This window comes from Seonamhaeicola aphaedonensis (genome assembly GCF_003386195.1).
GTDB classification, from domain to species: Bacteria; Bacteroidota; Bacteroidia; order Flavobacteriales; family Flavobacteriaceae; genus Seonamhaeicola; species Seonamhaeicola aphaedonensis.
In genome coordinates this window covers 302,247-328,351 of record NZ_QRDX01000003.1, presented here as the reverse complement: position 1 = coordinate 328,351, position 26,105 = coordinate 302,247, and the positions used below count along the sequence as shown (strand labels likewise).

Below are 26,105 nucleotides of genomic sequence, written 5' to 3'. Positions count from 1 at the left end.
AATGAAAAGAAAAAAGGAACCAAAAAGGATTAAAAGGAAATTACTTGATAAGTACAGGCTTGTTATTCTTAATGAGCATACTTTTGAGGAGCGCTTATCTTTTAAACTAACAAGGCTAAACGTATTTGTGTTGGGGGCTTTGTCGGCTTTATTTCTTATAACGATTACCTATCTTATCATTGCATTTACACCATTACGAGAATATATCCCAGGATATTCGTCAACAGCGTTAAAAAATAAGGCAACAGAACTTAGTTTTAAAACTGATTCGCTGCAACGTATCATTGCTATGAATGAACTGTATTACGGTTCGATAAAAAAAGTACTAAAAGGAGATGTAAGTGCTGCAGATTTTAATAAAGATTCTATAATTGAAGCTGTGAAATTAGAAGCTAGTGAAGTAGATTTAGCTCCAACAGCAGAAGATTCCATTTTAAGAGAAAAGGTAGATAAAGAAGATAAATATAATCTATTTGAGTTAGCTACCACAGCAACCAATTTTGTATTATTTCCACCCGTAAGCGGAACTATTAGTGAGCATTATAACCTAGAAGAAAAACATTATGCAGTTGATATTGTTGTGTCCAAGGACACGCCTGTTAAAGCCACTGCCGATGGCGTTGTTATTTTCTCTGAATGGACTGTGGCTACAGGTTATGTGATTATTTTAGAACATAGTTACGGACTTATTTCGGTCTACAAGCATAATGCATCGTTAACAAAATCGCAAGGCGATTTGGTGAAGGCTGGAGAAGTTATTGCTATGGCTGGAAATACAGGTGAACTTTCAACAGGACCTCATTTACATTTTGAACTATGGAATGATGGGTATCCTATCAATCCAACAAATTTTATAGATTTTAAATAATGCTATCAATAAAATCTGCACTCGCAAAACCATTTGCAAAACGTGTTTATAAAAGCATTGCTAAGTGGTCTAAAAACCCCATTGAGACTCAGCAAAAAGTTTTTCAGGAATTAATTGCTACAGCAGCAAGCACCCAATTTGGTAAAGATCATGATTTTGTAAGTATCAATTCACATGAAGATTTTGTTAAAAGGGTTCCTGTAAGAGATTACGAGGCTTTAAAGCCTTATGTGGAAAAGGTGGTAGCCGGAGAAGAGAATATCCTTTGGAAAGGAAAACCTCTTTATTTTGCAAAAACATCTGGGACTACTTCGGGAGCTAAATATATCCCTATAACAAAAGAGAGTATGCCCAGTCATGTTAAGGCTGCTAGAAATGCTATTTTAATGTACATTCATGAAACAGGGAACACCAAATTTGTTGACGGCAAGATGATTTTCCTTCAAGGAAGCCCTATTTTAAATGAAAAGAATGGTATAAAATTGGGGAGGCTTTCTGGTATTGTAGCACATTATGTACCTAAGTATCTGCAAAAAAACAGACTACCTTCATGGGAAACCAATTGCATTGAAGATTGGGAGACCAAAGTAGATGCTATAGTTGAAGAAACTTTGCCAGAAAATATGACGGTAATTTCTGGGATACCCTCTTGGGTTCAGATGTATTTTGAAAAATTAGTTCAAAAAACTGGAAAACCTGTTGGAGATATTTTTAAGAATTTCAATTTATTCATATTCGGGGGAGTTAATTATGAACCGTATCGGTCTAAGTTTGAAAGTCTAATAGGACGCCAAGTTGATAGTATTGAATTATATCCTGCCAGCGAGGGATTTTTTGCATTTCAAGATACTCAACATAAAAAAGGCATGCTACTTCAGTTAAACTCTGGCATTTTTTATGAGTTTGTCAAAGCCGATGAGTTCTTCAAGAAAAACCCTAAACGAATCACTATTAAAGATGTTGAGATTGGAGTTAATTACGTGATGATAATTTCAACAAATGCAGGGCTTTGGGCCTATAATATTGGTGACACGGTTGAGTTTACATCAATAGAGCCATATCGTGTTATTGTTTCAGGACGTATAAAGCATTTTATCTCTGCATTTGGAGAGCACGTTATAGGTAAGGAGGTGGAACAAGCTATGCAAGAAGCAACGACTAATGCAGATGTAAGTGTAACAGAATTTACGGTTGTGCCTCAAATAAATCCAGTAGAGGGATTACCATATCACGAGTGGTTCATTGAGTTTGAAAAAGAACCAGAGGATATTTTAGCTTTTGCCCAAAAAATTGATGCATCGCTTCAAAAACAAAATGTGTATTATTTTGATTTAATTGAAGGCAAGGTACTTCAAACCCTCAAAATTACTAGAGTAAAGAAAGGTGGTTTTAAAAACTACATGAAATCTATCGGTAAATTAGGAGGGCAAAACAAGTTACCTAGACTATCAAATGACAGGAAAATAGTTGAAGACTTTCCATACACGTATTAAATCAAATAATATCTCCATTTTTCTTTAAAAGAACTAAATTATGTTCAAATAAAAAGATACGAAATTTAGCGTCAATTATGTAAACACTCTGTCAATACGCAATTTTTCATTTAGTATTCATGAATTTTTAAATGAAAAAAATAACGTACTTTTGGCACTGAAAAAAGCGCAAATGAGTAATAAAAAACATCACGAAAGAACGAGGGCTCAAGAGAGCTCGAATGCTATTGAAAGGATGTATATTACCATGCGGCATTTATTTATTCGTGGTTTCTACAAACCCATGGGTGTTTCGGGTGAAATGCTTCGGAATTCATTACTACTTTTAAGGCCTGAGATTTACGGGTCTATTGGTGACGAGAAAGCCGAATTAGAAGGTTTGCTCTATGTTATAGATAGACTTCCTGAAGGTATAGAAGAGTGCACTTATATTAATCTCACTAGCGATGAGGGTTACGCCGATTCTCATTTTAAACCAATCATCCCTGAAAAAAGACGCAGAAATTGCTACAGAATTGATAGTGAGCAAATGAATATTGAAATAACCAGAGGACGTTCTGAGATATACGATATTCTAACCCATTTAACCTTTCTTTTTATTGAATCCCATAAAATAAGTAATCGAGTTTTAATAAACGATGAAGGTCTTACAACTAGAGATTGGGTAAAATTGGAAAAAGCAGTTCTTTCTAAAAAGAAGTTAACAAGTGAAGAAAGAGAGGTAGCCATTACGCATGTAGCCTATATTTTAGGTCGTACTTTTAATGAAATCAAAGAGGTCTATAGTGAATTTTCTACAGCTAAACAACCAGAAAGATTATTACACATTGTGTATTGGTTAGGGAAATTAGCTATTGAAGAACAGGTTAATGATAATAAGAGAACCATAACATTTAGCCCTGTACTCAGAGAGCGTATTGGACATCATATTCATGGAGAAATTTGGGCCAATAATATCAAAGATATTTTATTTAAAAATAATTTAATAGAACGCCCCATTCATATTATAAGTGCAAATATGCATAGTGTTATGAATACTATTTTTGCACATTCAATATTAAAAACATCAGAATCTAAAGTAGATATTTTTAAAACGTATGAGTCTTTAAGCAAAAAGGAAAATATAGTTTTACGCAATAAAGTAAATGCCACTGCGTTGCGAAATGGAATGACTTATATAAAAGACGTGTCTGGTGCTAATATTGATGTACAAATTTTTGATACTAGTAAAATAGACACCTCAAAAGTCGATATAAAAGTTAATGTAGATCTTTTAAAAGAAAAGAAACCTGTTATATTAGTAATGGATTATGCTTTTGGTGAACAGGCTTATGAAACCATTGATGAGCTTTTAAAACCCTACAAAAAGAAAAAAGAAAATATTCTTTTGAATGCAGAATCGATTTCAATAATGGGTAAAGCAGGTATTTTAGAGGGAGGTAAAGGCGATATTATGATTCCATCGGCACATATTTTTGAAGGAACCGCAGACAATTATCCTTTTGAAAATGAACTTAAAAAAGCAGATTTAGAAGGGCAAGGCATAGATGTTTATGAAGGCGCTATGATTACTGTTTTGGGGACTTCACTTCAAAACAAGGATATTTTAAAGTTCTTTTACAACTCTACTTGGCAAGTCATTGGTTTGGAAATGGAGGGGGCACATTACCAAAAAGCGATTCAAGCAGCTTCAAAAGTAAGAGGCAGTATATCGTCTGATGTAAAAGTAAGATACGCTTATTATGCCAGTGATAACCCCTTAGAAACTGGGGCAACGTTAGCTTCAGGAGGTTTAGGTACAACAGGCGTTAAACCCACCTATTTAATTACAAGAACCATTTTAGAACAAATTTTAAACTAACATTATATAATTATGAGTAAAAAAGATTCTCAACAGTCTGAAGAGGTAGATTTAGGACAACTATTTAAACTTATAGGTAATGCTTTTGATAGGTTTTTTAAGTTCATAGGCAATATTTTTATTGGAATTTACAAAGTTGTTTTATTACTCTTTATACACATATATCAACGATTTGTATGGTATGCTGCAGCGTTGGTGTTAGGGGGTTTAATAGGGTTTGTTATAGACAAAAGCTCTGATAAACTATATGGAGCAAATATGTTTATTGAAACCAATTTTAATTCAGCTCGACAAGTTTATGAAAATTTAAAACAGTTACATCAATTAGCTTCTGTAGATAAGGATACTTTAGAATTAGCGAAACTATTTGATATCTCTGCAAGTGAAGCTTCAAAATTAAAAGGATTTTACATTGAGCCTGATTTGGATGAAAATAACATAGCTGAAAAGTATTCTACATTTTATAGTCGTTTAGACTCCATTTCAAGGTTAGAAATGACTTATGATAGATATAGAGAATCTCTGACGCCATATGATTTTAAAATTCATAGAATTGGGGTAGCCTCAACAGACAAAAATATTTATAAGAAAATAGAAAAGGCGTTTACAGATCAACTTTCTGGAAACCCTTATTTGCAAGAATTGCTTGAAGTAAATAAATTAAATTTAAACCTCAAAGATAAAGTTTTAGTGACCCAGTTGGAAAAAACAGATTCTTTAGTAGGAGAATATTTAAAGATTAGAATTAGTGAGGCTAAAAAACAGCAGATTCCTAATTCTGGAACGAACCTTTACATGGGAAATGCAGAATCAACCAATCTTATTGTTGATGAATCTAAAATTATAGAAAAGCGATTAGAATTGGAAAATCAAAGGTTGAAAATTAACGAAGCTTTAGTTGAGAAGAAAAATGTAGTAAATATATTGGCAGGTTTTCCAAATTCTGGATATGATATAAGTAAATGGACAGACAAAAAGAAGATTATTTTACCAATTGTTTTGTTTTTAGCAACCTTACTGGTTTTTTCAATGATTGGTTTTGCTAAATTCTTGAAAAGTCAGTCAGAAACATTAAATTAAATGACAATTTTAATAACAGGAGGCGCCGGTTTTATAGGTTCTAATTTTATAATTTACTTAGTAAAACAAAACCCTTTTGTTAAAATTGTCAATTTAGATAAATTAACCTATGCAGGAGATTTAAGGAATTTAAAAGAAATTGAAAACCAATCAAATTATGCGTTTGTTGAAGGTGATATTTGTGATAGAAGGTTGGTTGAGGGCTTATTTAAAAAGTACAATTTTCAGGGTGTCATTCATTTTGCTGCCGAGTCTCATGTTGACAATTCTATAGAAAATCCTAATGAGTTTATAAATACCAATGTTTTAGGTACTTTTAACTTGTTGGAAATTGCTAAGTGTTATTGGATGGCATCACCATATCAGGTAAAACAAGCACATAAAAACTCAAGATTCCATCATATTTCTACAGACGAGGTTTATGGTACATTAGGCCAGACAGGTTTGTTTTCTGAAGAAACACCTTATGCCCCTAATAGCCCATACAGTGCCTCAAAAGCATCATCAGATTTTATAGTTAGAAGTTATTTTCACACTTTTGGGATGAATGTGGTAACAACAAACTGTTCAAACAACTATGGGCCAAAACAGCATGATGAAAAATTGATTCCTACAATAATTAGAAAAGCTTTGGCAGATGAACCTATTCCAATTTATGGCGATGGTAAAAATGTTAGAGATTGGTTATATGTTGAAGACCATTGTAAGGGAATTGATTTAGCATTCACTAAAGGTGTTTCTGGAGAAACCTATAATATTGGGGGAAGAAACGAAAGGAACAATGTATATATTGCTAATACAATTTGTGAAATTCTGGATAAACTAATACCTAAAAAGCAATCATATAAAAACCAAATTACTTTTGTAAATGACAGACCAGGTCATGATTTTAGATATGCCATAGACGCATCGAAAATTGAAAAAGAGTTAGGGTGGCAGGCAGAAGAAAATTTTGAAACAGGGATCTTAAAAACAGTTGATTGGTATATTAAAAAATATAGTTGATGAAAGGAATCATATTGGCAGGCGGTTCGGGAACACGATTGTATCCACTTACCAAAGTGGTAAGTAAGCAATTGATGCCTATTTATGATAAGCCCATGATATATTATCCGTTAACGACATTAATGACTGTCGGTATACGTGAGATACTTATCATTTCAACATCTAAAGACCTATCAAGGTTTAAAGACCTTTTGGGTGATGGGTCAAATTATGGGTGCCGTTTCGAATATGCCATTCAAGAGGAACCTAATGGGTTAGCAGAGGCTTTTTTATTAGGAGAACATTTCATAGATAAAGACAGTGTAGCCTTAATATTAGGCGACAATATTTTTTATGGTTCAGGTTTGCAGGAAACGCTTCAGTCTCACATAAATCCTAATGGAGGAGTTATTTTTGCGTATCATGTTCAAGACCCACAACGTTATGGGGTTGTTGAGTTTGACGATTATAACAAAGTGATTTCCTTGGAAGAAAAACCATCAAAGCCAAAATCTCATTTTGCCGTTCCAGGTATTTATTTTTATGATAATGATGTCATTGACATAGCTAAAAACATAAAGCCAAGTAATAGAGGAGAACTTGAGATTACTGATGTGAATAAATCCTATTTAGAAAAAGGAAAATTAAACGTGCAAATTTTAGATAAAGGTACGGCATGGTTAGATACAGGCACCCTTCAGTCTTTAATGCAAGCGTCACAATTTGTTCAGGTAATTGAAGAGCGTCAAGGACAAAAAATAGGGTGTATCGAAGAAGTGGCTTATAAGATGGGGTATATTGACAAAGAGCAGCTTAATAACTTAGCACTTCCTTTGCTTAAGAGTGGTTATGGCGAATATCTTAAACAATTAATAGAAGATTCATGACAGTTGAGGAGACTACTTTGAAAGGTTGTTTTGTTATTAAACCAAATATTTTTAGAGATGATAGAGGGCTTTTTTTTGAAAGTTTCAACGACAAAGTTTTTAAGGAAGAAACAGGAATTGAAAGCGTTTTTGTCCAAGATAATATATCCTTATCAGCTAAAGGTGTTTTAAGAGGACTTCATTTTCAAACAGGCAGATTTGCTCAAGCAAAATTAGTAAGTGTTATTAAAGGAAAGGCACTCGATGTGTGTGTTGATATTAGAAAAAAATCTGAGACTTTCGGACAACATTTCTCTATTATCCTAGATGATATAGAAAAGACACAATTATACATTCCTAAAGGATTTGCGCATGGTTTCTTAGCCTTAGACGAGAATACAATATTTTCATATAAATGTGACAATTATTATAACAAATCAACAGAGTCGGGCATTTTATTTAATGATAAAACATTGAATATAGACTGGAGGTTTCCTGAGGAGAAGTTAATTGTTTCAGAAAAAGATCAAGTATTACCAACTTTTGAGGCTATTGTAAATGCGAAATAATGTTTTAGTTACAGGTGCTGGAGGCCAATTAGGGAAAACAATTCAGGATTTACAGTCTGAAAAGAAGAATGATATTGATTTCACTTTTCTGTCAAAAGCCGCTTTAGACATTACCAATATTGATGACTTACAAGCTTGTTTTGCTTCAAATAATTTTAATTTCTGTATCAATTGTGCGGCATACACCAATGTAGAGCAAGCTGAAATAACTCCTGAAATAGCTTATAAAATCAATGCCGAATCGGTTAAGAATTTAGCCGAGGTTTGTAAAAAACACAATGTTATTTTAATTCATATTTCGACTGATTATGTGTTTGATGGTACAAAAAGAACACCTTATATAACTAAAGATATTCCGAACCCTATGAATGAATATGGGAAGTCTAAATTGTTAGGAGAACAGTATATAGCACGTATTTTAAAAAAGTATTTTATTATAAGATCATCATGGTTATATAGTAGAGAGTACGGTCATAACTTTTACAGAAGTATTTTAAATAAGGTCAAAACAGAAAAAGAAATATCTGTTACAACAGATCAAATAGGATGTCCTACAGATGTGGTAAATTTGTCTAGGTTTTTATTCGATTTAATTCTTGACAAACAAAAACCATATGGCTTATACCATTTTTGCGATAAAAAAGAAATGACCTGGTATGATTTTGCTAAATCAATATTGGCAGAAAAGAATATTAAAAACATAAAATTAATACAAGTAGATCATTTTAAAACCTTAGCTAAAAGACCAAAATATAGTGTTTTGGGTTAAGGGGTTATATTACTTAAACCTGTTTGCATTTTGATTAAATTCTGTCAATTCGAGTGGGTTTCACGATTGAAATGAGTGAAATTTGTATCGAGAATTAGGAATTTTGTAAGATAAAAAGTTCTCGATACGATTTTTAAGCTTCGCTTGTATCTTCAAACAAAATATATTTTGTTTTCTATAACTCAAAATCACTCGAACTGACATTAATTTCGTTTTTTTGCCTCAAAATCCATAACAGGTATTATTTAAATTCAGTTACATTTAAAACGTATGGAAGTTAAAAATTTTAAAATAGCTATTATAGGGCTTGGTTATGTTGGGTTGCCTTTAGGTATTGAATTTTCAAAAAAAGGATTTGATGTTGTGGGGTATGATGTCAATAAAAATAGAGTAAAAGAACTTAATGAAGGTGTAGACCATACCAAAGAAGTAACCGCATCAGACTTTTATGAAGCGACGTCTATTAGGTTTTCTTCCAGTAAAGAACATATAAAAGATGCAAATACCTATATCGTTACTGTACCAACCCCAATAGATGAATTTAACAGACCTGATTTATCATTTTTAATTCAGGCAAGCCAAACGGTTGGTGCTTGTTTATCAAAAGGAGATATGGTCATCTACGAATCTACGGTGTATCCAGGCTGTACAGAGGAGGTTTGTGTGCCCCAATTAGAAAGTTCAAGCGGATTAAAGTTTAACAAAGATTTTTATTGTGGCTACTCACCCGAGAGGATTAACCCTGGAGATTCGATTAGGAAAGTCCATAATATTGTAAAAATCACTTCAGGTAGTACACCAGAAATAGCCGAAGTTGTTGATAATTTATATAAAACAATAGTTACTGTAGGGACTCATAAGGCACCCAATATGAAGGTAGCCGAAGCAGGTAAAATCATTGAAAACATACAAAGAGATTTAAATATTTCTTTAATGAATGAGTTAGCACTGATATTTGATAGACTACATATAGATACCTTGGATGTTTTAGAAGCAGCAGGAACCAAATGGAACTTTTTGCCCTTTCGCCCGGGATTGGTTGGCGGGCATTGTATAGGTGTAGACCCATATTACTTAACCCACAAAGCAGAAAGCTTGGGATACCATCCCGATGTTATTTTATCAGGTAGGCGTGTTAACGATAATATGGGAGTTCACGTAGCTAACAAGGTTATAAAATTATTAGTAGAAAAAGGGAGCATCATTAAAGGCGCCAAAATTTTAGTTTTAGGGATAACATTTAAAGAAAATTGCCCCGATATAAGAAATTCTAGAGTTATTGATGTTGTAAGAGAACTTGAAGGTTTTGGAGCAGCTATTGATGTTTATGACCCTCATGCTTTACACCTTGAAGTGAAGAAAGAATACAATTTAGAGTTGATAAAGGAAATAGACTATACTTATGATGCTGTGGTGTTAGCAGTAGGGCATGACGCGTTTAAGTCTATTGACTATGGCAAATTTAAAGAAAACAAAGATTGTGTTATTTACGATGTCAAGAGTATTTTACCAAGAGACATTGTATCAGCCAGATTATAAATGTCATTTCAACACCTGCCTGCCGGCAGGCAGGGAGCGAAGCATGAGCGACGATAAATCTTTTTGTTGGAAGTACTTTTTTTTATCTATTTCAGATTTATAAAAAATAAGGTTTAAAAGCGTCTTTTTATATCTTTAACGTGAATAATGTTTAAGAGTTTGAGTGTCACTTCGAGTGAAATTTTTTAAAAAATTTTGTATCGAGAAGCTTATTTCGAACAGGAATTTATTGGTTTTCGATAGCTCTGCTGAGCGAAGTCGAAGTACACCAAATCGCAGATTTGGCACTCAAACTGACATAAATTCCTTATCCATTATTCACGTATCTTTAGCAAACAAGCATAAAATTAAATAATGAATTTTAAAATCAAATTATCACCGCCACACATGAGTGGTAAGGAACTTAAGTACATTCAGGAGGCAATAGATACCAACTGGGTGGCGCCTGTAGGCGATAATATTAATTTTTTTGAACAAGATTTAGAACACTATTTAGGGCAAGAAGTTCATGTAACGGCGTTATCTTCAGGAACAGCAGCCATTCATTTAGCATTAATATTAGCCGGTGTAAAAAAAGGTGATCAGGTTATTTGTCAAAGTTTAACCTTTGCGGCATCTGCCTTTCCTATATTATATCAAGGGGCGACCCCTATTTTTGTAGATAGCGAAAAAGAGACTTGGAATATAGATCCAGTTCTTTTAGAAGAAGCAATTCTAGATCGGATAGCAAAGGGCAAAAAACCAAAAGCCATCATAGTAGTACACATTTTTGGGATGCCTGCTAAAATGGATGACATATTAGCGATCTCCAAAAAGTATAATATCCCTTTAATTGAAGATGCTGCCGAAGCGTTAGGTGCTGAATACAAAGGACAGAAGTGTGGCACCTTTGGTGATTTTGGAATAATATCCTTTAATGGAAATAAAATCATAACAACATCTGGAGGTGGGGCGTTAATTACCAAAACAAAAGCACAGAAAGAGAAGGCTATTTATTTAGCAACACAGGCTAAAGATAAAGCCTTGTTTTATCAACATAGTGAAGTAGGGTATAACTATAGAATGAGTAATATTGCAGCGGGCATAGGAAGAGGTCAAATGCAGGCGTTATCTTCTTATATGGGAAAGAGACGGGAGAATCATAGGTTCTATCAGGAATTGTTTAAACCGTATCGTTTCATTCAAGTTTTTTCGGAACCATCATTAAATTTTCATTCAAATCATTGGTTGACCTGTATTCAGTTTTTGTCTAATGAAAAGGGTAAAAATGGAATGGATTTGTTAAAGGTTTTAAAAGAGCATGCTATTGAATCAAAACCCATTTGGAAACCATTGTATTTACAGCCTATATTTAATGAGTACCCGTTTTATGGAGGTTGTGTTGCAGCATCCATTTTTGAAAAGGGAATATGTCTACCTTCGGGGTCAAATTTAACTAAAAAAGATAAAGAAATAGTAAAGGAAGTTGTTAAAACATATTTAGACGAATGTCATTCAGAATAAAATAAAATGTAGTGCAGAATCTCTTGTTCAAATGTCCCTTTCTTTTGATAAGTAAGATTTGCTAAATAATGTGAATAATGTTTAAGAGTTAGAGTGTTACTTCGAGTGAAATTTATTGGTTTTCGATAGCTCCGCAGAGCGATGTTCAAATACACCAAATCACAGATTTGGCAGTCAAACTAACATAAATTCCTTATCCATTGTTCACATTAAATACTCAGAATTTTGCAGTAACAAATTATACAAAGGATTTTTACATTAACTTAGCTAGTTTAGGGTAATTTAAAAAACGCAATGAAATTGGAGTATAAAGACAAGACCATTTTAATAACGGGAGGCACTGGAACTTTAGGAAAGGCCTTAACATCCTACATTCTTGATACAACCCCAGAAGTTAAACGGGTTTGTGTTTTTTCAAGAGATGAAAGGAAACATGCTTTAATGGCTCAAGAATTTCCTTTGGAAAAATATTCGCAAATTGATTATATCATTGGAGATGTTAGAGACAAGGAGAGGTTGTTGCAGGTCACCGAAGGTGTAGATTATGTGATTCATACAGCTGCAATGAAGGATGTTCATACGGCTGAAAAAAACCCTACAGAATGTATTAAAACCAATATTGGAGGTGCTCAAAATGTGATAGAGGCTTGCTTGAAGAATAATGTAAAGCGTGTAGTGGCATTATCGACAGATAAAGCCTGTTCTCCAGTGAGCTTGTATGGGGCTACGAAGCTGGCTTCTGATAAGCTTTTTATTGCTGCGAATAATGTAATTAAAGAGCAACCAAATACAATATTTTCGATTGTTCGTTATGGTAACATTATGGGCTCTAACGGTTCTGTAGTGCCATTCTTTTTAAAAAAGAAGGCTATTGATGGCGTATTACCAATCACAGATCCTAATATGACGAGGTTCAATATTTCGTTATTAGATGGCGTCAAAATGGTTTTAAACGCCTTAGAAAAGGCGTGGGGAGGCGAAATTTTTGTTCCCAAACTCCCTTCATACAAAATAATGGACGTTGCCAATGCTATTTGTTTAGATTGTGAAAAACCCATTGTAGGCATACGGCCAGGTGAAAAATTACATGAAGAAATGATTTCTGCTTCAGATTCATTTTATACTTATGATATGGGAAATTACTATGCTATTGTCCCTCCTTGTCCTGTTTGGGATGTAGAGAATTTTATAAAAACCTATAACCCTAAAAAAGTAGAAAAAGGGTTTAGTTATAACTCGGGGGATAATTCAGATTGGGAAACAGTTGAGCGTTTAAAGGTTTTAATAGAGAATTTTAAAAACACCTAAAAGTACATGGTTAAAGTATGGAAATATCTTACTTTTGCCTGAACTAAAATCTAATCTGGACAGGTACAGTAAAATTTAATTAAAGATGACGAAGAAAATAGCCTTAATTACAGGTGTAACAGGACAAGATGGAGCTTATTTAAGTGAATTCCTGCTAAAAAAAGGATATGTGGTTCACGGTGTAAAAAGAAGATCATCCTTGTTTAATACCGATAGGATTGACCACTTGTATCAAGATCCTCATGTAGATAATCAGAATTTTTTTCTACATTATGGTGATTTAACCGATAGTACCAATTTAACCAGAATAATTCAAGAGGTACAGCCAGATGAAATTTACAATTTGGCAGCCATGAGTCATGTACATGTTTCTTTTGAAATGCCTGAATATACAGCTAATGCAGATGGTATTGGGACTTTAAGATTATTAGAAGCCATTCGTTTTTTGGGTATGGAAAAGAGAACGAGAATATACCAAGCATCAACTTCAGAGTTATATGGTAAAGTGCAAGAAGTACCTCAAACTGAGACAACACCGTTTTATCCCAGAAGTCCTTATGCCGTTGCCAAAATGTATGCCTATTGGATTACAGTCAATTACAGAGAGGCTTATGGTATTTACGCTTGTAATGGTATTTTATTTAACCATGAGTCGCCTATTCGAGGAGAAACGTTCGTGACACGTAAAATTACAAGAGCCACCTCTAGGATAGCATTGGGGTTGCAAGACAAGTTTTATCTGGGAAATCTTGATGCTAGGCGAGACTGGGGACATGCTAAAGACTATGTTAGAATGATGTGGATGATTCTACAGGCTAAAGAAGCCGAAGATTGGGTAATAGCCACTAATAAGACTACTACGGTTCGAGATTTTGTAAAAATGAGTTTTGCTGAGGTAGGCATTGAGCTAGACTTTTTTGGTGAGGGTGTAGATGAAAAAGCGTTTGTAAAGGCATGTACAAATCCAGAATATCAATTACCAATTGGGAAAGAAGTATTATCGGTTGATCCTAAATATTTTAGACCAACAGAAGTGGATTTATTAATTGGAGATGCTACTAAAGCTAAAGAAAAATTGGGTTGGGTGCCAGAATACGATTTGCCAGCATTGGTAAAAGATATGATGCAGAGCGATATCAAGCTTATGAAAAAAGAACAATATCTTAAAGATGGTGGTTATAAAATTATGAATTACTTTGAATAGACACCATGGAAAAAGATGCTAAAATATATGTAGCTGGTCATAGAGGGTTGGTTGGAAGTGCGATTTTAAAAAATCTTCAAGATAAAGGTTATACTAATATTATAACCCGAACGCATAACGAGTTAGATTTAACCAATCAAGTTTCTGTTGCCTCTTTTTTTGAACTCGAACAACCAGAGTATGTGTTTTTAGCCGCAGCCAAAGTAGGGGGTATTGTAGCAAACAATGTGTACCGTGCAGAGTTTATTTATGAAAACATGATGATCCAAAACAATGTGATTCATCAAAGTTACGTTCATAAGGTAAAGAAGTTACTGTTTTTAGGAAGCACTTGTATTTATCCTAAAAATTGCCCTCAACCCATGAAGGAAGAATATCTTCTTACAGATGTTTTAGAATACACGAATGAACCTTACGCCATCGCGAAAATAGCGGGGATAAAGATGTGTGAAAGCTATAATTTGCAATACGGCACCAATTTTATTTCGGTGATGCCTACTAATTTATATGGGCCTAACGATAATTTCGATCTAGAAAAATCTCATGTTTTGCCGGCCTTAATTCGTAAAATACATTTAGCGAAGTTATTATCAGAATCAAAATACGATGAGGTCATAAAGAACTTAGCTGTTTCGGATATAAATGAGGCCAAAGAGTATTTAGCTAAGTTTGGTGTTTCTGAAAACAGTGTAGAAATTTGGGGTTCTGGAAAGCCAAAACGAGAATTTCTTTGGAGTGAAGATATGGCTGATGCTTGCGTATTTTTAATGGAAAACAGAGATTTTAAGGATATTGTCATTGCGAATGAAATGAAGCAATCTGTTGAAACAACCCAAAAAGAAATCCGTAATACGCACATAAATATTGGCACAGGAAAAGATGTATCTATTAAGGAATTAGCTGAAAGTATAAAAGATATTATAGGGTTTAATGGTAGTTTGGTGTTTAATACAGATAAACCAGACGGGACTATGAGGAAATTAACTGATGTTTCTAAATTAAATGGTTTGGGGTGGAAACATAGGGTTGAGTTAAGAGAGGGAATTGAAAGGATTTATGAATGGTACTTTGATGGCAAATGATATACAATAAATAATCTATAACTAAACATACCCTTTTGGTAAAGGAAATCAAAAACAGTAGTATAGCCAAAAATACTATAATGTTATATATAAGGCAAATATTAATTCTATTTGTCAGTCTATATACGGTTAGAGTCGTATTAAATGTATTAGGTCCTGAGGATTATGGGATTTATTCTGTTGTGGGGGGTGTTGTTTTATTATTTGTTTTTTTAAAGGGAACAATGGCTTCTGCAACTCAGCGTTTTTTTTCTTTTGAAATTGGACGTAACGATAGCGTTAAATTAAAACAAACTTTTTCTGTTAATTTAGTAGTTTACATTTCTATTGGTGTAATTGCTTTTTTACTCTTAGAAACAATAGGTTTGTGGTATGTTTCCGAAAAATTAAAAATACCATCTTATAGGTTTGACTCTGCTATATTACTGTTTCATTATTCTATTTTTACTTTCATCATGTCGGTATTGAATACGCCTTTTATGGCAATTATAATTGCTCATGAAGACATGAAAATTTATGCATATATTTCTATTATAGAAGTTTTAATGAAACTAGGTGTTGTTGTTTTATTGATGTATTTACCTTGGGATAAATTAGAGTTGTACGGCTTACTTTTATGTGTTGTAGCTATTATAAACTTTAGTATTTACCTTAGTGTGTGTATAAAAAAATATGAAGAGTGCCAATTTAAAAAGTTTTATTGGGATTTAGGGCTGTTTAAAAATTTAATAAATTTTACAGGTTGGACTCTATTTGGACAATTAAGTACAGTTTTTAGAAGGCAAGGTATTATTATTTTATTAAACCAAACCTTCAACCCTATTGTAGTTGCAGCTATGGCGATAGCAACAAATATAACTACCCAAGTAGGTTTATTCTCAGCAAATTTTAATATGAGCCTATATCCTCCAATTATTAAAGCATATGCTGCAGAGAAAAAAGAAGAAATGTTTACCTTAATTTTTAAAGGTTCACGCTTTACGTTTTTTCTAATATGGGTTTTCGCTCTACCATTGTTTTTAACAATGGATACAATTTTAATGCTTTGGTTAAAAGAGGTTCCTGAGCAGACTGTTCTATTTTGTAGATTATCTCTTGTAGAAGTATTAATAATGGCCATAGGGTACCCTTTGACAACAGCAGCTAGGGCTCCAGGAAAAATGAAAATTTATGAGTTAGTTTTAGGAACAATACAAATATTGATATTTTTTGTTTCTTGGATTTTATTTAAGTCTGGATTTGATGCTTACTATACTTTGTTGGTTGCCATCTTAGCTAATATACTTATGTTTATAATTCGATTAATAATTTTAAAATATTTAATCGAATTACAAATTGGTAAATATTTAAAGCAGGTAATGGTTCCTGTTATAGGTGTAATGCTATGTTCTTTAATTCCATTACTACCATTCTTTAAATTATTTATTGAAGATAAATTAATACTTAAATTTTTGTTAGTGGTTTTAAGTGTTCTTTTTTCATCGGTAAGCATGTACTTTATTGGTATGGATAAACATATGCGAAACAAGGTGCGTAATATTGTTTCTGATAAAATTATAATAATTAGAAAAGTATTTAAAAAATGAAAATTTTAATTTTAGGAGGAACTGGTGCTATGGGAGTTTTTTTAGTTAAACAATTGAAGAGCCTAAATCATCAAGTTGTAGTTACAAGCCGTAGGGACAAGATTAGTTGTAAAAACATAACCTATGTTAAAGGAGATGCTAAAGATGTGTCTTTTATTAAGGGATTATTAAGTAATAATTGGGATGTTATTGTTGATTTTATGGTTTATTCTTCATTAGAGTTTAACGAGCGAATAAGTCTTTTTTTAGATAATACTGCTCAGTACGTGTATTTGAGTTCGGCTAGAGTATTTAATAATTCAAAAACACCTCTTACAGAAACTTCTTTAAGGTTATTAGATAGTTTAGAAGATAAAGAGTTTTTAAGTACAGATGAGTATTCGTTAATAAAAGCAAAACAAGAAGATGTTTTAAAAAAATCAGAAAGTAATAACTGGACAATTATAAGGCCTTACATAACCTACAGCGAAAACCGTTTTCAGCTTGGGGTTTTAGAAAAAGAAGAGTGGCTCTATAGAGTATTAAAAGGAAGGGCTATAGTTTTTTCAAAAGAACTCTGTGATAAGCTAACAACTATGACTCATGGGTTAGATGTTTCCAAAGGAATTCTTGCTATTTTAGGAAATAGAAAAGCATTTGGTGAGACTTATAATATTACAACAGGGACATCTTATTCATGGGGAGAGGTTTTAAATATCTATTTGGATATACTAGAAGAAAAATTAGGATATTTGCCAAAAGTATATTTGTTAGAGTCTAATAAATTTATAGAACTAGTTAAAAATAATTATCAAGTTAAATATGATAGATGTTATGATAGAAGGTTTGATAACTCTAAAATTACCAAACTATTAGGAGACCATAATTATATTGAACTAAAGGAAGGATTAAGAAGTTGTTTGGAGTTGTTTTTAAAAAAACCAGAATTTTTAAGCATAAATTGGAGATTAGAGGCCTTAAAAGATAAGTTTAGTAACGAACATACTTCACTAAAGGAAATAAAAGGAATAAAGCCAAAGCTATCTTATATTTTAAATAGATATATTAAATAATTCTTAAAATAGAATATGGAAAAATTTTATTCAAACGAAAAAAACGCATTAGTGGTTATAGCGCTTTTAAAAAAGCATGGCGTAAAAAAAGTAGTGGCGTCTCCAGGAACCACTAATATGACTATTGTGGCGAGTATGCAGAGTGATAATTATTTTGAGGTATTTTCATCAGTAGATGAACGTTCAGCTGCTTATATGGCATGTGGTTTAGCTGGAGAAACAAAGGAGCCAGTTGTTATATGCTGCACTGGAGCAACCGCTTCTAGAAATTATTTACCAGGATTAACTGAGGCTTATTATCGCAAACTTCCCATAATTGCTATTACTGCAACTCCCGAAACTTATAAAGTGGGGCATCATGTTGCTCAGGTTATTGACAGAAGCGTATTACCCAATGATGTTTCTAAGTTAAGTTTGACTTTACCAATTATTAAGGATGATAATGATTTAATTGACTGCGAGATTAAAGTTAATAGAATAATTTTAGAAAGTTTTAGACACGGAGGAGGTCCTGTGCATTTAAACTTTCAGACTACTTATAATTCGGAATATACAACCAAAGAGCTGCCAGATGTTCGGGTAATAAATCGCATACGCCAAAATGATGAGTTTCCAGAGTTACCAAATGGTAAAATAGGTATATTTATTGGAGTGCACCAGTTAATGACAGATCATGAAACAAAAGTTATTGATGATTTTTGTGCCGCAAATAATGCCGCAGTATTTTGCGATCATACCAGCGGATATAAAGGAAATTACAGGTTGTTGTATTCAATTGCATCTTCACAAATAATTGGAGATCCTATCGCCTTTAATCCTGATGTTTTAATTCATATTGGTGAAGTTTCAGGGGATTATTCAAATCTTAGAATTTCAGGAAAGCAAATTTGGAGAGTTAATGAAGATGGCGAAATAAGAGATACATTTGGTAAATTGAGGTATGTTTTCGAAATGCCAGAGCAATCCTTTTTTGAGAATTATACAAATAATAAGAAAGGAACGAAGCAGAATGATTTTTTTAATTCATGTAAAATTCGATTAGAAAGTTTTTATAATAGAATTCCAGATATTCCATTTTCAAATATTTGGGTAGCCTCAAAACTTTCTAAATTTTTGCCTGAAAAATCTTGTATTCATTTTGGAATTTTAAATAGTTTGCGGTCTTGGAATTTTTTCGAGATATCAAATACAATAAATTCTATATCGTCGGTTGGTGGTTTCGGAATAGATGGCAATATTTCTACACTTTTAGGTGCCTCACTTAGCAATAAAAATAAATTGTTTTACGGTGTTGTTGGAGATTTAGCTTTCTTTTACGATATGAATTCATTAGGTAATCGGCATTTTGGAAATAACATTAGAATTCTTTTGATAAATAATGGTAAGGGAACAGAGTTTAGAAACTTTAACCATAAAGCAGCTCATTTTGGAATTGAAGCGGATAAATATATTGCTGCTGCAGGGCATTTTGGAAATAAATCTGAAGTGCTTGTTAAAAATTACGCTGAGAATTTAGGATTTGAGTATTTTGCTGCTTCAAATAAAGAACAATTTGAAAATGTATATAATCGATTTTTAGAGCCTAAAATAACAGATAAACCAATGCTTTTTGAAGTGTTTACAGATAGCGATGATGAAAGTAAAGCGTTAGAAATGATGGTGAATATTGATAAAGATACTTCACAGTCAGTAAAAAAAATTGCAAAGCAAGTTTTAGGAGAGAATAGGTTAAAAGCCTTAAAAAAAGCCTTAAAAAAATAATTATTTCGAGTGCAAAAGAGAAAAATAGGAATACTAACACTACCATTACACAGTAACTATGGAGGGCTCTTGCAAGCTTATGCATTACAAATGTTTCTTAAAAATAATGGTTATGATGCTTGGCTGATTAATTATAGAGATAGGAGCGCCAGATGGAAAAAACCTTTTTCTATTGTAAAACGAATGCTATTAAAGTATGTTTTAATAAAAAATATAACTGTATTTGAAGAAAAGGAACAGAGAATAATTAGAGTACATACCCAAGCTTTCATAAACAAACATATTAACCCTCAAACCCAGGCTATTTATACTTCTGAAGAATTGTCCAGAAAAATTGATAATCACTCATTTTATGCTGTAATTGTTGGTAGTGATCAGGTTTGGAGGCCACAGTATGTCTCTAAAATTGAAGATTATTTTTTTGATTTTATAAAAAGTAAAAACATAATAAAACTGTCTTATGCAGCTTCCTTTGGTTCTAGTGATTGGAACTTTTCGCCGATTCAAAAAATGAATTGTGCAAAAAATATTCAATCTTTTAAAGCAGTTTCAGTACGAGAAGATACAGGTGTTGAATTATGTAAGGAGCATTTTGAAGTTGAAGCTAAGCATGTTTTAGACCCTACCATGCTTTTGGAAAAAGAGCATTATTACAAGTTAGTGGATGAAATAGATCGCGACAAAAAACAACCAAAAGGAGGGTTGTTAGTGTATATTTTAGATGATAGCGAAGACATAACAGAAACCATAACAAAAATTTCTAAACACTTAGCTATAGAGTCTTTTCGAATAAATAATAAGAAAACATATAATAAATCGGTACCGTTAAAGGAAAGAATTGCACCTCCAGTTGAAAACTGGTTAAAAGGCTTTTACGATGCTGAATTTGTGATTGCTGATTCGTTTCATGCATGTGTTTTTTCTATTATATTCAATAAGCCATTTATTATTTATGGTAATAAAAGAAGAGGAATGACCCGTTTTACTTCAATACTTTCTAAGTTAGGACTAGAGGACAGGTTAATATATTCATCAAAAGATTTAGTGCCGGAAAAATTAAATTATGCTTTTAATTGGACACAGATAAATGAGAGAGTAGAATGTTTAAAAAAAGACTCAGTTTCCTTTCTTCAAGAAAATCTTAAATGATAGTTTCTAAAAAGCCAGCAATATCTGTAGTTATACCGCTTTACAATAAAGAAAAAGTAATAGCTAGAACAGTAGCAACAGTATTAAATCAAAGTTTCGATAACTTTGAATTAGTTATTGTAGACGATGGCTCATCGGATCATAGTTTAGAAATAGTAAAAAAAATAGAAGATAATAGAATAATTATATACGAAAAGGAAAACGGAGGTGTTTCCAATGCGAGAAACTATGGGGTTAAGCGAGCTAAAGGTGAATGGATTTTTTTATTGGATGCAGACGATGAATTATACAATAATGCTTTTGAAACCTTGTTTAACCTTGTAAATAAGTATGAAGGAAAATCAGTTTATATTGCCAACTTTTGTGTATCAAAAGGCGATAGGTTAGACGTATATTGTAAAGAAAGATCTGAGGGCGTTTTTAAATACGGAACACGAGTTATTTGGTTGAATAAGGTGTTTTCAAGAACCGGAAATACTTTGCTAAACAAAAATATATTTGAAGATATTGGCTATTTTAGAGAGGACTTATCTTATTATGAAGATATGGAGTTTATATTAAAGTACGCCATGCAATACGAGTTTGTTTATAGTCCAATTCCAATTTTTGTTTATAAGAAGAATAATAGTGACCTCTCGGTTAATTCTAGAGATTTAGATAAAGAATATGCATATCATGCTACCTTTAAAAACTTTAATTTTTATGCTAAAATGATTATTGGAAAAATTGTATTTTTTTCAATCCAAAATAGGTTCAAAAATAACAATAGCAAGGAAGCTTTTAGTTTGTTAAAAAAGCACTTTGGTGGTTTGTTTTATATAGTATTTTCGGTTTTTTACAGTAAGATATTAAAAGTAGATAAATAGTGTTGATTGTATTATTAATAGTTAAGCCATGATTTTGAAACCTATATTAAGTCGAACATATTATTTTTTATTGAAAAGAAAATTAAAAATATCTAAGCATATAATTTTTGGTAAAAAGGTGAAAATTGACAGACAAGCTTCTTTAGAAGGTTATAACTTACTTTCTGATAGTTGCTCGCTTTTCTCATCGCACATGGGGTTTGGATCTTATTTAGGAAAAAATACGAAAATTAATAAAACTAAAGTAGGTAGATTCACCTCCATTGGCCCAGACGTAAAAATTATTATAGGGAAGCATCCGTCTTCAAATTTTGTATCAACGCACCCTGCTTTTTTTTCTAAACGAAAACAAATTGGGGTTACCTTTGTCGAGAATCAATTATTCGAGGAGTTTGAAAAGCCAATTGATAGAGAAGGAAAATATACTGTAGTTATAGGTAATGATGTTTGGATTGGAGACGGTGTATCCATTATGGAAGGAGTTCAAATAGGTGATGGGGCTATAATCGCTTCAAATGCTTTGGTTACAAAAAATGTAAAACCATATAGCATTGTGGGAGGTGTTCCGGCTAAGTTTATAAAGAATAGATTTGAAGAAAACGAAATAGATTTTTTAAATAACTTTAAATGGTGGAAGAAAGATGTAATTTGGTTAAAAGAAAATGCGGCTTATTTTTCTGATATTAAGTTGTTTATGTCTGAAATGATGAAGGGTTAAAGATTATGAAGGTATTTTTTGTTTTTTTATTTAAGGTTTTTAGGTTTTTACTTAAATTCTGTGCTACTAGAATGTTTCAAGTATATAATTATTTCAATCTATATTTAAATAATGTAGACTTTTCATCTTATAGAATTATAGGAACACCAAAATTCTATATTTCTAAAGGCGGAGTATGTGTAATTGGCAAACAATTTTCTGTTAACGATAAGGTTTTTGCTAATCCTATTGGAAGATATAGTAAATGCACGTTTGTTGTTAGGGAAAGGGGCAAATTGAAAATAGGTTTTAATGTTGGCATTAGTTTTTCTACAATTGTGTGCCATAATAAAATAACAATTGGTAATAACGTAAAAATTGGTGGTAACTCAGTTATTTATGATACTGATTTTCATAGTCTAAATTATCAAAAAAGACAGATAAAAGAGATGGATATAGAGGGTACTAAAACTAAACCAGTAATATTAGAGGATAATGTTTTTATAGGTGCCCACTCTACAATATTAAAAGGGGTTACAATTGGAGAAAACTCAATTGTAGGAGCCTGTTCTGTAGTAACAAAAGATATTCCAAAAAATGAAATTTGGGGGGGCAATCCAGCAAAATTTATAAGGAGAATAGTCTAATATAAAGATATAATTAATTTAAATGACAAAAAAAACTATAAATAATTTTGAGGTGGCTGTGGTATCCATAACCATATTTTTAATAAACCCATTTATTGGGGTTATGTCAGTATTATTTTGCTTTTTTTTCAATCTTAAATTAGATGAAAATAAACTTGTTAACTTGTTGATTATTTTTCTTTCAATATTTTTATCATTTATAAATTTAACCAAGATTCCTGAAAATGACTTAATGTTTCATTCGTCACAATACTTGTTGGCAGAAAAGTTTACTCTTATGGGGTACTTAGGAGCTATCAGAAAAGAACCTTTGGGCTATGCGTTTAACTATTTAATGTATTATATCTCTGGCGGCAGTGTAAAGGTTTGGGTTTTAACATTCTCATTAGTATCTTATTCTTTATTCTTTTTTGCGATTAAAAAATTCTACTATAAAATTCAATTTCCGCTTTATATTCTGGTTTTAGCGCTTGTTCTAGGAGCTTTTTTACCACAGCTATTTAGTTTGTCTGCTCACCTTATTAGACAATTTATAGCTAGCTGCATATTTATCCATTTTGCGATTGAAAACATTTTTTATGGTAAAAATAGATGGTGGATGGCTGTGTTGGGTGTATTAATGCACGCATCATCATTGCTTCTATATTCTTTTATATATTTTAAGTTTTTAGGAGATTTTAAAAAATACGGTATTTTAAATACCTTAATTATAATTGCTTTATTTTTTTATCAATCTATCGCTTATGGTTTATTGCTTGTAGTTGGAGGAGTAAATGATAGTTTAGATTATATATTGGAAAGGGCAAACCGAGATACACATTTCGATTTAGGTAATTTTCAATTTATGAATTTTATAATGATGGCAGCTATGATTATTGTTGCTCTTACCAGTAAGGGGGTAATTCAAAAAAAATTAGAAAGACAGGAAGAGGTGAATTCATTATCTAAAACGGAAGTAAAAACTGAATCTGTTAAGATTGAAAAAAATGTTAAGTTTTTCTTTTCAACCATGATAATTCTTTCTTTTTTTATTGTTTTAAACTTAAAGCAGTCTGAATTAAGCAATAGGTTGTTTTTTTATTTATTTTTTTATTTGCCGTTTGTAATACCATTGTTTCTATTAAAATTTAAGCAGCGTAGTTTATTAGCTCTTTTAATGTCAACAACTATGATAGTTTATTTTACTTATAGGCTAGAATTTGGTGTTTGGACTTATGCACCACTGTCAGAATTGGTGACAAATTCTTTTTTCTCTTATATTAACTATCCAGAACCCACAATAGAAACAAGGAAAATATATTACGAAGGAAGACATTCGAAGTAAAGGCTATATGAAAATTGCAGTTATAATGGCATGTTTTAACCGGAAAGTTAAAACTTTAGAATGCTTACAGAATTTAAAGGAATTAGACCTTCCTGATACAATTTATAGATTAGATGTTTATCTTGTTGATGATGGCTCTACAGATGGGACTTATGATGCTGTAAAAATAAACTTTCCAAAAGTGAATGTTATTAAAGGAACAGGGAATTTGTTTTGGAATGGAGGAATGAGATTGGCATGGAACAAAGCAAGCCAGACAGAAGATTATGATTTTTATTTATGGCTTAACGATGATGTAATTCTACGTAAATTTGCACTTAAAGAATTGATGGATTGTTATTTAGAAGGTTTAAAAAATGAAGGTGTTCTAGGGATAGTTACAGGCGCTTTTCAAAATCCAAAGAATAACTTAGCTTTTTCTTATGGAGGCAGGAATGAAACAGGTGCTGTTAAGCCCAATGGTAAGTTACAAGAATGTAAATATATAAATGGAAATGCTGTTTTAGTTGCTAAAGAAATTTTTAAATCTTTAGGAAATTTGTCGCCAGACTATACACATGCTATGGGTGATTTTGATTACGGACTTAGAGCTATAAATGCAGGATTTAAAAACTATACTACCAGACAGTATATTGGATTGTGTGAGGTTAACTGTAGTCCTAATTGGGCAAACCCTAAAGTGCCTTTAAAAAAAAGATTGAAACTTTTTAAATCTCCAACAGGTTTGAGTTATCCAGAGTATATTGTTTTTAGAAAAAAATTTTGGGGAACTAAATGGATTCTATTTGCTATTAAAGCATATGCCAGAGTATTATTTCCTTCAATGTATAAAAAGATAAAGAAAAACTAATGGAAGATTTGGCTCCAATATGCTTGTTTACATACAATAGAAAGCAGGAAACAATTAGAACAATTGAAGCTTTAAAAAATAATTTTTTAGCTAATAAAAGTGAGTTGTTTATATTTTCAGATGGCTATAAAAATAATAATGATAAAAAGAGTGTATTAGAATTAAGAAATTATTTAAAAACAATTTCAGGGTTTAAGTCGATTGAAATAATTGAATCTAATCAAAATAAAGGTTTGGCTAACTCAATTATTTATGGTGTAAATACAATTATTCAAAAATATGATAAAGTTATTGTTTTAGAAGATGACTTAGTTACTACTCGAAATTTTCTTGATTTTATGAATCAATCTCTGAATTATTATTTTGATGATGATAGAATACAATCGATAAATGGATATTCTTTAAAAATTAATTGCGAAAGCGGTGTGTATTTTCATCAAAGAACTTTTCCTTGGGGTTGGGCCACCTGGAATGATAGATGGTCGGAAGATATCTTTAATTATCAATCAATAGAAGAATTGATAAAATCAGATCCTCAACTGCTCAGAAAGTTTAATAAAAAATGTGGAGTAGATATGGCTAGAATGCTAAAGAATGCCATATCTGGGACTATTAACTCCTGGTACATTCGGTGGGCTTTAAACCATTTTATTAATAAAAATTATGCGGTATTTCCAAGTTCGTCTTTCATTGTTAATATTGGCTTTGATCTTCAAGGAACCCATTGTAAAGGTATAAATACTTATGTTAACGATCTTGATAGCGGAGAAAAAAGGGAGTTCAATCTTGTGCCATTTTATAAATTAAAGAAAAGCTCGAATAAAAAACTTTTAAAATACTTTAAAAGAACTTATAAATTGCTTTTTAGATTCAATTTATTAAAAACTCAAGTAGGAAGAGAAAAAATAAAGCAAGAAATAAAGAATAGAATTTTTAATAAATAGATTTTCAATATCTTTTATAGAATTAGTATAATTTATTGGTTCAGCTAATAGCTACATATTTAAAAAAATAAATTTTAAAAGCAGAAATGAAAACAATTTAATA

At 31.9% G+C, this 26,105-nt stretch carries 22 protein-coding genes and 1 pseudogene; all 23 read left to right on the top strand.

Annotation, left to right across the window (positions count from 1 at the left end; genetic code table 11):
- Position 1: 1 nt before the first annotated feature.
- The 23 genes and pseudogenes from DFQ02_RS07215 (at position 2) to DFQ02_RS07105 (ending at position 26,002) form a co-directional block, all read left to right on the top strand.
- Positions 2-868 (top strand): M23 family metallopeptidase, encoded by an 867-nt coding sequence (locus DFQ02_RS07215; protein ID WP_116040324.1) that lies wholly within the window; start codon positions 2-4, stop codon positions 866-868.
- A complete protein-coding gene (locus DFQ02_RS07210; protein ID WP_116040323.1) occupies positions 868-2,361 on the top strand; it encodes a GH3 auxin-responsive promoter family protein in 1,494 nt (497 codons plus the stop codon). Before DFQ02_RS07215 ends, DFQ02_RS07210 begins: the two co-directional genes overlap by 1 nt.
- 172 nt (positions 2,362-2,533) lie before the next feature.
- Positions 2,534-4,222 carry a DUF6909 family protein gene (locus DFQ02_RS07205; RefSeq protein WP_116040322.1) on the top strand — a complete coding sequence of 563 codons (1,689 nt, stop codon included), beginning with the start codon at positions 2,534-2,536 and terminating at the stop codon, positions 4,220-4,222.
- Positions 4,223-4,234: 12 nt separating this feature from the next.
- Entirely contained in the window at positions 4,235-5,302 is a 1,068-nt protein-coding gene (locus tag DFQ02_RS07200; RefSeq protein ID WP_116040321.1) for a hypothetical protein, read from the top strand.
- Positions 5,303-6,307: a dTDP-glucose 4,6-dehydratase gene (gene rfbB, locus DFQ02_RS07195; RefSeq protein ID WP_116040320.1), complete on the top strand. Its 1,005-nt coding sequence runs from the start codon at positions 5,303-5,305 to the stop codon at positions 6,305-6,307.
- Positions 6,307-7,173 carry a glucose-1-phosphate thymidylyltransferase RfbA gene (gene rfbA / locus DFQ02_RS07190; protein WP_116040319.1) on the top strand — a complete coding sequence of 289 codons (867 nt, stop codon included), beginning with the start codon at positions 6,307-6,309 and terminating at the stop codon, positions 7,171-7,173. Before rfbB ends, rfbA begins: the two co-directional genes overlap by 1 nt.
- Positions 7,170-7,721 carry a dTDP-4-dehydrorhamnose 3,5-epimerase gene (gene rfbC / locus DFQ02_RS07185; protein ID WP_116040318.1) on the top strand — a complete coding sequence of 184 codons (552 nt, stop codon included), beginning with the start codon at positions 7,170-7,172 and terminating at the stop codon, positions 7,719-7,721. The genes rfbA and rfbC overlap by 4 nt, the downstream gene beginning before the upstream one ends.
- The gene (gene rfbD / locus DFQ02_RS07180) at positions 7,711-8,490 is read left to right on the top strand and encodes a dTDP-4-dehydrorhamnose reductase (RefSeq protein WP_116040317.1); all 780 of its coding nucleotides are present in this window, start codon (positions 7,711-7,713) and stop codon (positions 8,488-8,490) included. Before rfbC ends, rfbD begins: the two co-directional genes overlap by 11 nt.
- A gap of 270 nt (positions 8,491-8,760) precedes the next feature.
- Positions 8,761-10,029 carry a nucleotide sugar dehydrogenase gene (locus DFQ02_RS07175; RefSeq protein WP_116040316.1) on the top strand — a complete coding sequence of 423 codons (1,269 nt, stop codon included), beginning with the start codon at positions 8,761-8,763 and terminating at the stop codon, positions 10,027-10,029.
- 354 nt (positions 10,030-10,383) lie between these two features.
- A complete protein-coding gene (locus tag DFQ02_RS07170; protein ID WP_116040315.1) occupies positions 10,384-11,532 on the top strand; it encodes an aminotransferase class I/II-fold pyridoxal phosphate-dependent enzyme in 1,149 nt (382 codons plus the stop codon).
- Positions 11,533-11,826: 294 nt separating this feature from the next.
- Positions 11,827-12,840 (top strand): UDP-N-acetylglucosamine 4,6-dehydratase (inverting), encoded by a 1,014-nt coding sequence (gene pseB, locus DFQ02_RS07165; RefSeq protein ID WP_116040314.1) that lies wholly within the window; start codon positions 11,827-11,829, stop codon positions 12,838-12,840.
- A gap of 85 nt (positions 12,841-12,925) precedes the next feature.
- Positions 12,926-14,044 (top strand): GDP-mannose 4,6-dehydratase, encoded by a 1,119-nt coding sequence (gene gmd, locus DFQ02_RS07160; protein WP_116040313.1) that lies wholly within the window; start codon positions 12,926-12,928, stop codon positions 14,042-14,044.
- Positions 14,045-14,049: 5 nt separating this feature from the next.
- The gene (locus DFQ02_RS07155; protein ID WP_116040312.1) at positions 14,050-15,126 is read left to right on the top strand and encodes a GDP-L-fucose synthase family protein; all 1,077 of its coding nucleotides are present in this window, start codon (positions 14,050-14,052) and stop codon (positions 15,124-15,126) included.
- Between the two features lie 35 nt (positions 15,127-15,161).
- On the top strand, positions 15,162-16,712 hold the full coding sequence (locus DFQ02_RS07150) for a lipopolysaccharide biosynthesis protein (protein ID WP_220340235.1): 1,551 nt from the start codon (positions 15,162-15,164) through the stop codon (positions 16,710-16,712).
- The gene (locus tag DFQ02_RS07145; RefSeq protein ID WP_116040310.1) at positions 16,709-17,764 is read left to right on the top strand and encodes an NAD-dependent epimerase/dehydratase family protein; all 1,056 of its coding nucleotides are present in this window, start codon (positions 16,709-16,711) and stop codon (positions 17,762-17,764) included. The genes DFQ02_RS07150 and DFQ02_RS07145 overlap by 4 nt, the downstream gene beginning before the upstream one ends.
- A 15-nt stretch (positions 17,765-17,779) precedes the next feature.
- The gene (locus DFQ02_RS07140; protein WP_116040309.1) at positions 17,780-19,525 is read left to right on the top strand and encodes a thiamine pyrophosphate-binding protein; all 1,746 of its coding nucleotides are present in this window, start codon (positions 17,780-17,782) and stop codon (positions 19,523-19,525) included.
- A 9-nt stretch (positions 19,526-19,534) separates the two neighbouring features.
- The gene (locus DFQ02_RS07135) at positions 19,535-20,674 is read left to right on the top strand and encodes a polysaccharide pyruvyl transferase family protein (protein ID WP_147297742.1); all 1,140 of its coding nucleotides are present in this window, start codon (positions 19,535-19,537) and stop codon (positions 20,672-20,674) included.
- Complete coding sequence (locus DFQ02_RS07130) at positions 20,671-21,540, top strand: glycosyltransferase family 2 protein (RefSeq protein WP_116040307.1); 870 nt, start codon at positions 20,671-20,673, stop codon at positions 21,538-21,540. The genes DFQ02_RS07135 and DFQ02_RS07130 overlap by 4 nt, the downstream gene beginning before the upstream one ends.
- 418 nt (positions 21,541-21,958) lie before the next feature.
- Positions 21,959-22,133 (top strand): annotated as a pseudogene (locus DFQ02_RS15435) (DapH/DapD/GlmU-related protein); the annotation flags it as partial.
- A gap of 196 nt (positions 22,134-22,329) precedes the next feature.
- Positions 22,330-22,884 (top strand): acyltransferase, encoded by a 555-nt coding sequence (locus DFQ02_RS07120; RefSeq protein WP_220340233.1) that lies wholly within the window; start codon positions 22,330-22,332, stop codon positions 22,882-22,884.
- Positions 22,885-22,906: 22 nt separating this feature from the next.
- Positions 22,907-24,208 carry an EpsG family protein gene (locus DFQ02_RS07115; RefSeq protein ID WP_116040305.1) on the top strand — a complete coding sequence of 434 codons (1,302 nt, stop codon included), beginning with the start codon at positions 22,907-22,909 and terminating at the stop codon, positions 24,206-24,208.
- A 7-nt stretch (positions 24,209-24,215) separates the two neighbouring features.
- Positions 24,216-25,058 (top strand): glycosyltransferase family 2 protein, encoded by an 843-nt coding sequence (locus tag DFQ02_RS07110; protein WP_116040304.1) that lies wholly within the window; start codon positions 24,216-24,218, stop codon positions 25,056-25,058.
- The gene (locus DFQ02_RS07105; protein WP_116040303.1) at positions 25,058-26,002 is read left to right on the top strand and encodes a glycosyltransferase; all 945 of its coding nucleotides are present in this window, start codon (positions 25,058-25,060) and stop codon (positions 26,000-26,002) included. The genes DFQ02_RS07110 and DFQ02_RS07105 overlap by 1 nt, the downstream gene beginning before the upstream one ends.
- The last annotated feature ends 103 nt before the right edge of the window (positions 26,003-26,105 follow it).

What these genes read in the sequence shown, in the direction of transcription:
- DFQ02_RS07170 (WP_116040315.1), top strand. Translation starts at nt 10,384, where the DNA reads ATGAATTTTAAAATCAAATTATCACCGCCACACATGAGTGGTAAGGAA.
- DFQ02_RS07130 (WP_116040307.1), top strand. Translation starts at nt 20,671, where the DNA reads ATGATAGTTTCTAAAAAGCCAGCAATATCTGTAGTTATACCGCTTTAC.
- DFQ02_RS07140 (WP_116040309.1), top strand. Translation starts at nt 17,780, where the DNA reads ATGGAAAAATTTTATTCAAACGAAAAAAACGCATTAGTGGTTATAGCG.
- rfbD (WP_116040317.1), top strand. Translation starts at nt 7,711, where the DNA reads ATGCGAAATAATGTTTTAGTTACAGGTGCTGGAGGCCAATTAGGGAAA.
- DFQ02_RS07175 (WP_116040316.1), top strand. Translation starts at nt 8,761, where the DNA reads ATGGAAGTTAAAAATTTTAAAATAGCTATTATAGGGCTTGGTTATGTT.
- DFQ02_RS07145 (WP_116040310.1), top strand. Translation starts at nt 16,709, where the DNA reads ATGAAAATTTTAATTTTAGGAGGAACTGGTGCTATGGGAGTTTTTTTA.
- rfbB (WP_116040320.1), top strand. Translation starts at nt 5,303, where the DNA reads ATGACAATTTTAATAACAGGAGGCGCCGGTTTTATAGGTTCTAATTTT.
- DFQ02_RS07215 (WP_116040324.1), top strand. Translation starts at nt 2, where the DNA reads ATGAAAAGAAAAAAGGAACCAAAAAGGATTAAAAGGAAATTACTTGAT.
- pseB (WP_116040314.1), top strand. Translation starts at nt 11,827, where the DNA reads ATGAAATTGGAGTATAAAGACAAGACCATTTTAATAACGGGAGGCACT.
- DFQ02_RS07120 (WP_220340233.1), top strand. Translation starts at nt 22,330, where the DNA reads ATGTTTCAAGTATATAATTATTTCAATCTATATTTAAATAATGTAGAC.
- DFQ02_RS07205 (WP_116040322.1), top strand. Translation starts at nt 2,534, where the DNA reads ATGAGTAATAAAAAACATCACGAAAGAACGAGGGCTCAAGAGAGCTCG.
- rfbC (WP_116040318.1), top strand. Translation starts at nt 7,170, where the DNA reads ATGACAGTTGAGGAGACTACTTTGAAAGGTTGTTTTGTTATTAAACCA.
- DFQ02_RS07155 (WP_116040312.1), top strand. Translation starts at nt 14,050, where the DNA reads ATGGAAAAAGATGCTAAAATATATGTAGCTGGTCATAGAGGGTTGGTT.
- DFQ02_RS07210 (WP_116040323.1), top strand. Translation starts at nt 868, where the DNA reads ATGCTATCAATAAAATCTGCACTCGCAAAACCATTTGCAAAACGTGTT.
- DFQ02_RS07115 (WP_116040305.1), top strand. Translation starts at nt 22,907, where the DNA reads ATGACAAAAAAAACTATAAATAATTTTGAGGTGGCTGTGGTATCCATA.
- DFQ02_RS07200 (WP_116040321.1), top strand. Translation starts at nt 4,235, where the DNA reads ATGAGTAAAAAAGATTCTCAACAGTCTGAAGAGGTAGATTTAGGACAA.
- DFQ02_RS07110 (WP_116040304.1), top strand. Translation starts at nt 24,216, where the DNA reads ATGAAAATTGCAGTTATAATGGCATGTTTTAACCGGAAAGTTAAAACT.
- gmd (WP_116040313.1), top strand. Translation starts at nt 12,926, where the DNA reads ATGACGAAGAAAATAGCCTTAATTACAGGTGTAACAGGACAAGATGGA.
- DFQ02_RS07105 (WP_116040303.1), top strand. Translation starts at nt 25,058, where the DNA reads ATGGAAGATTTGGCTCCAATATGCTTGTTTACATACAATAGAAAGCAG.
- rfbA (WP_116040319.1), top strand. Translation starts at nt 6,307, where the DNA reads ATGAAAGGAATCATATTGGCAGGCGGTTCGGGAACACGATTGTATCCA.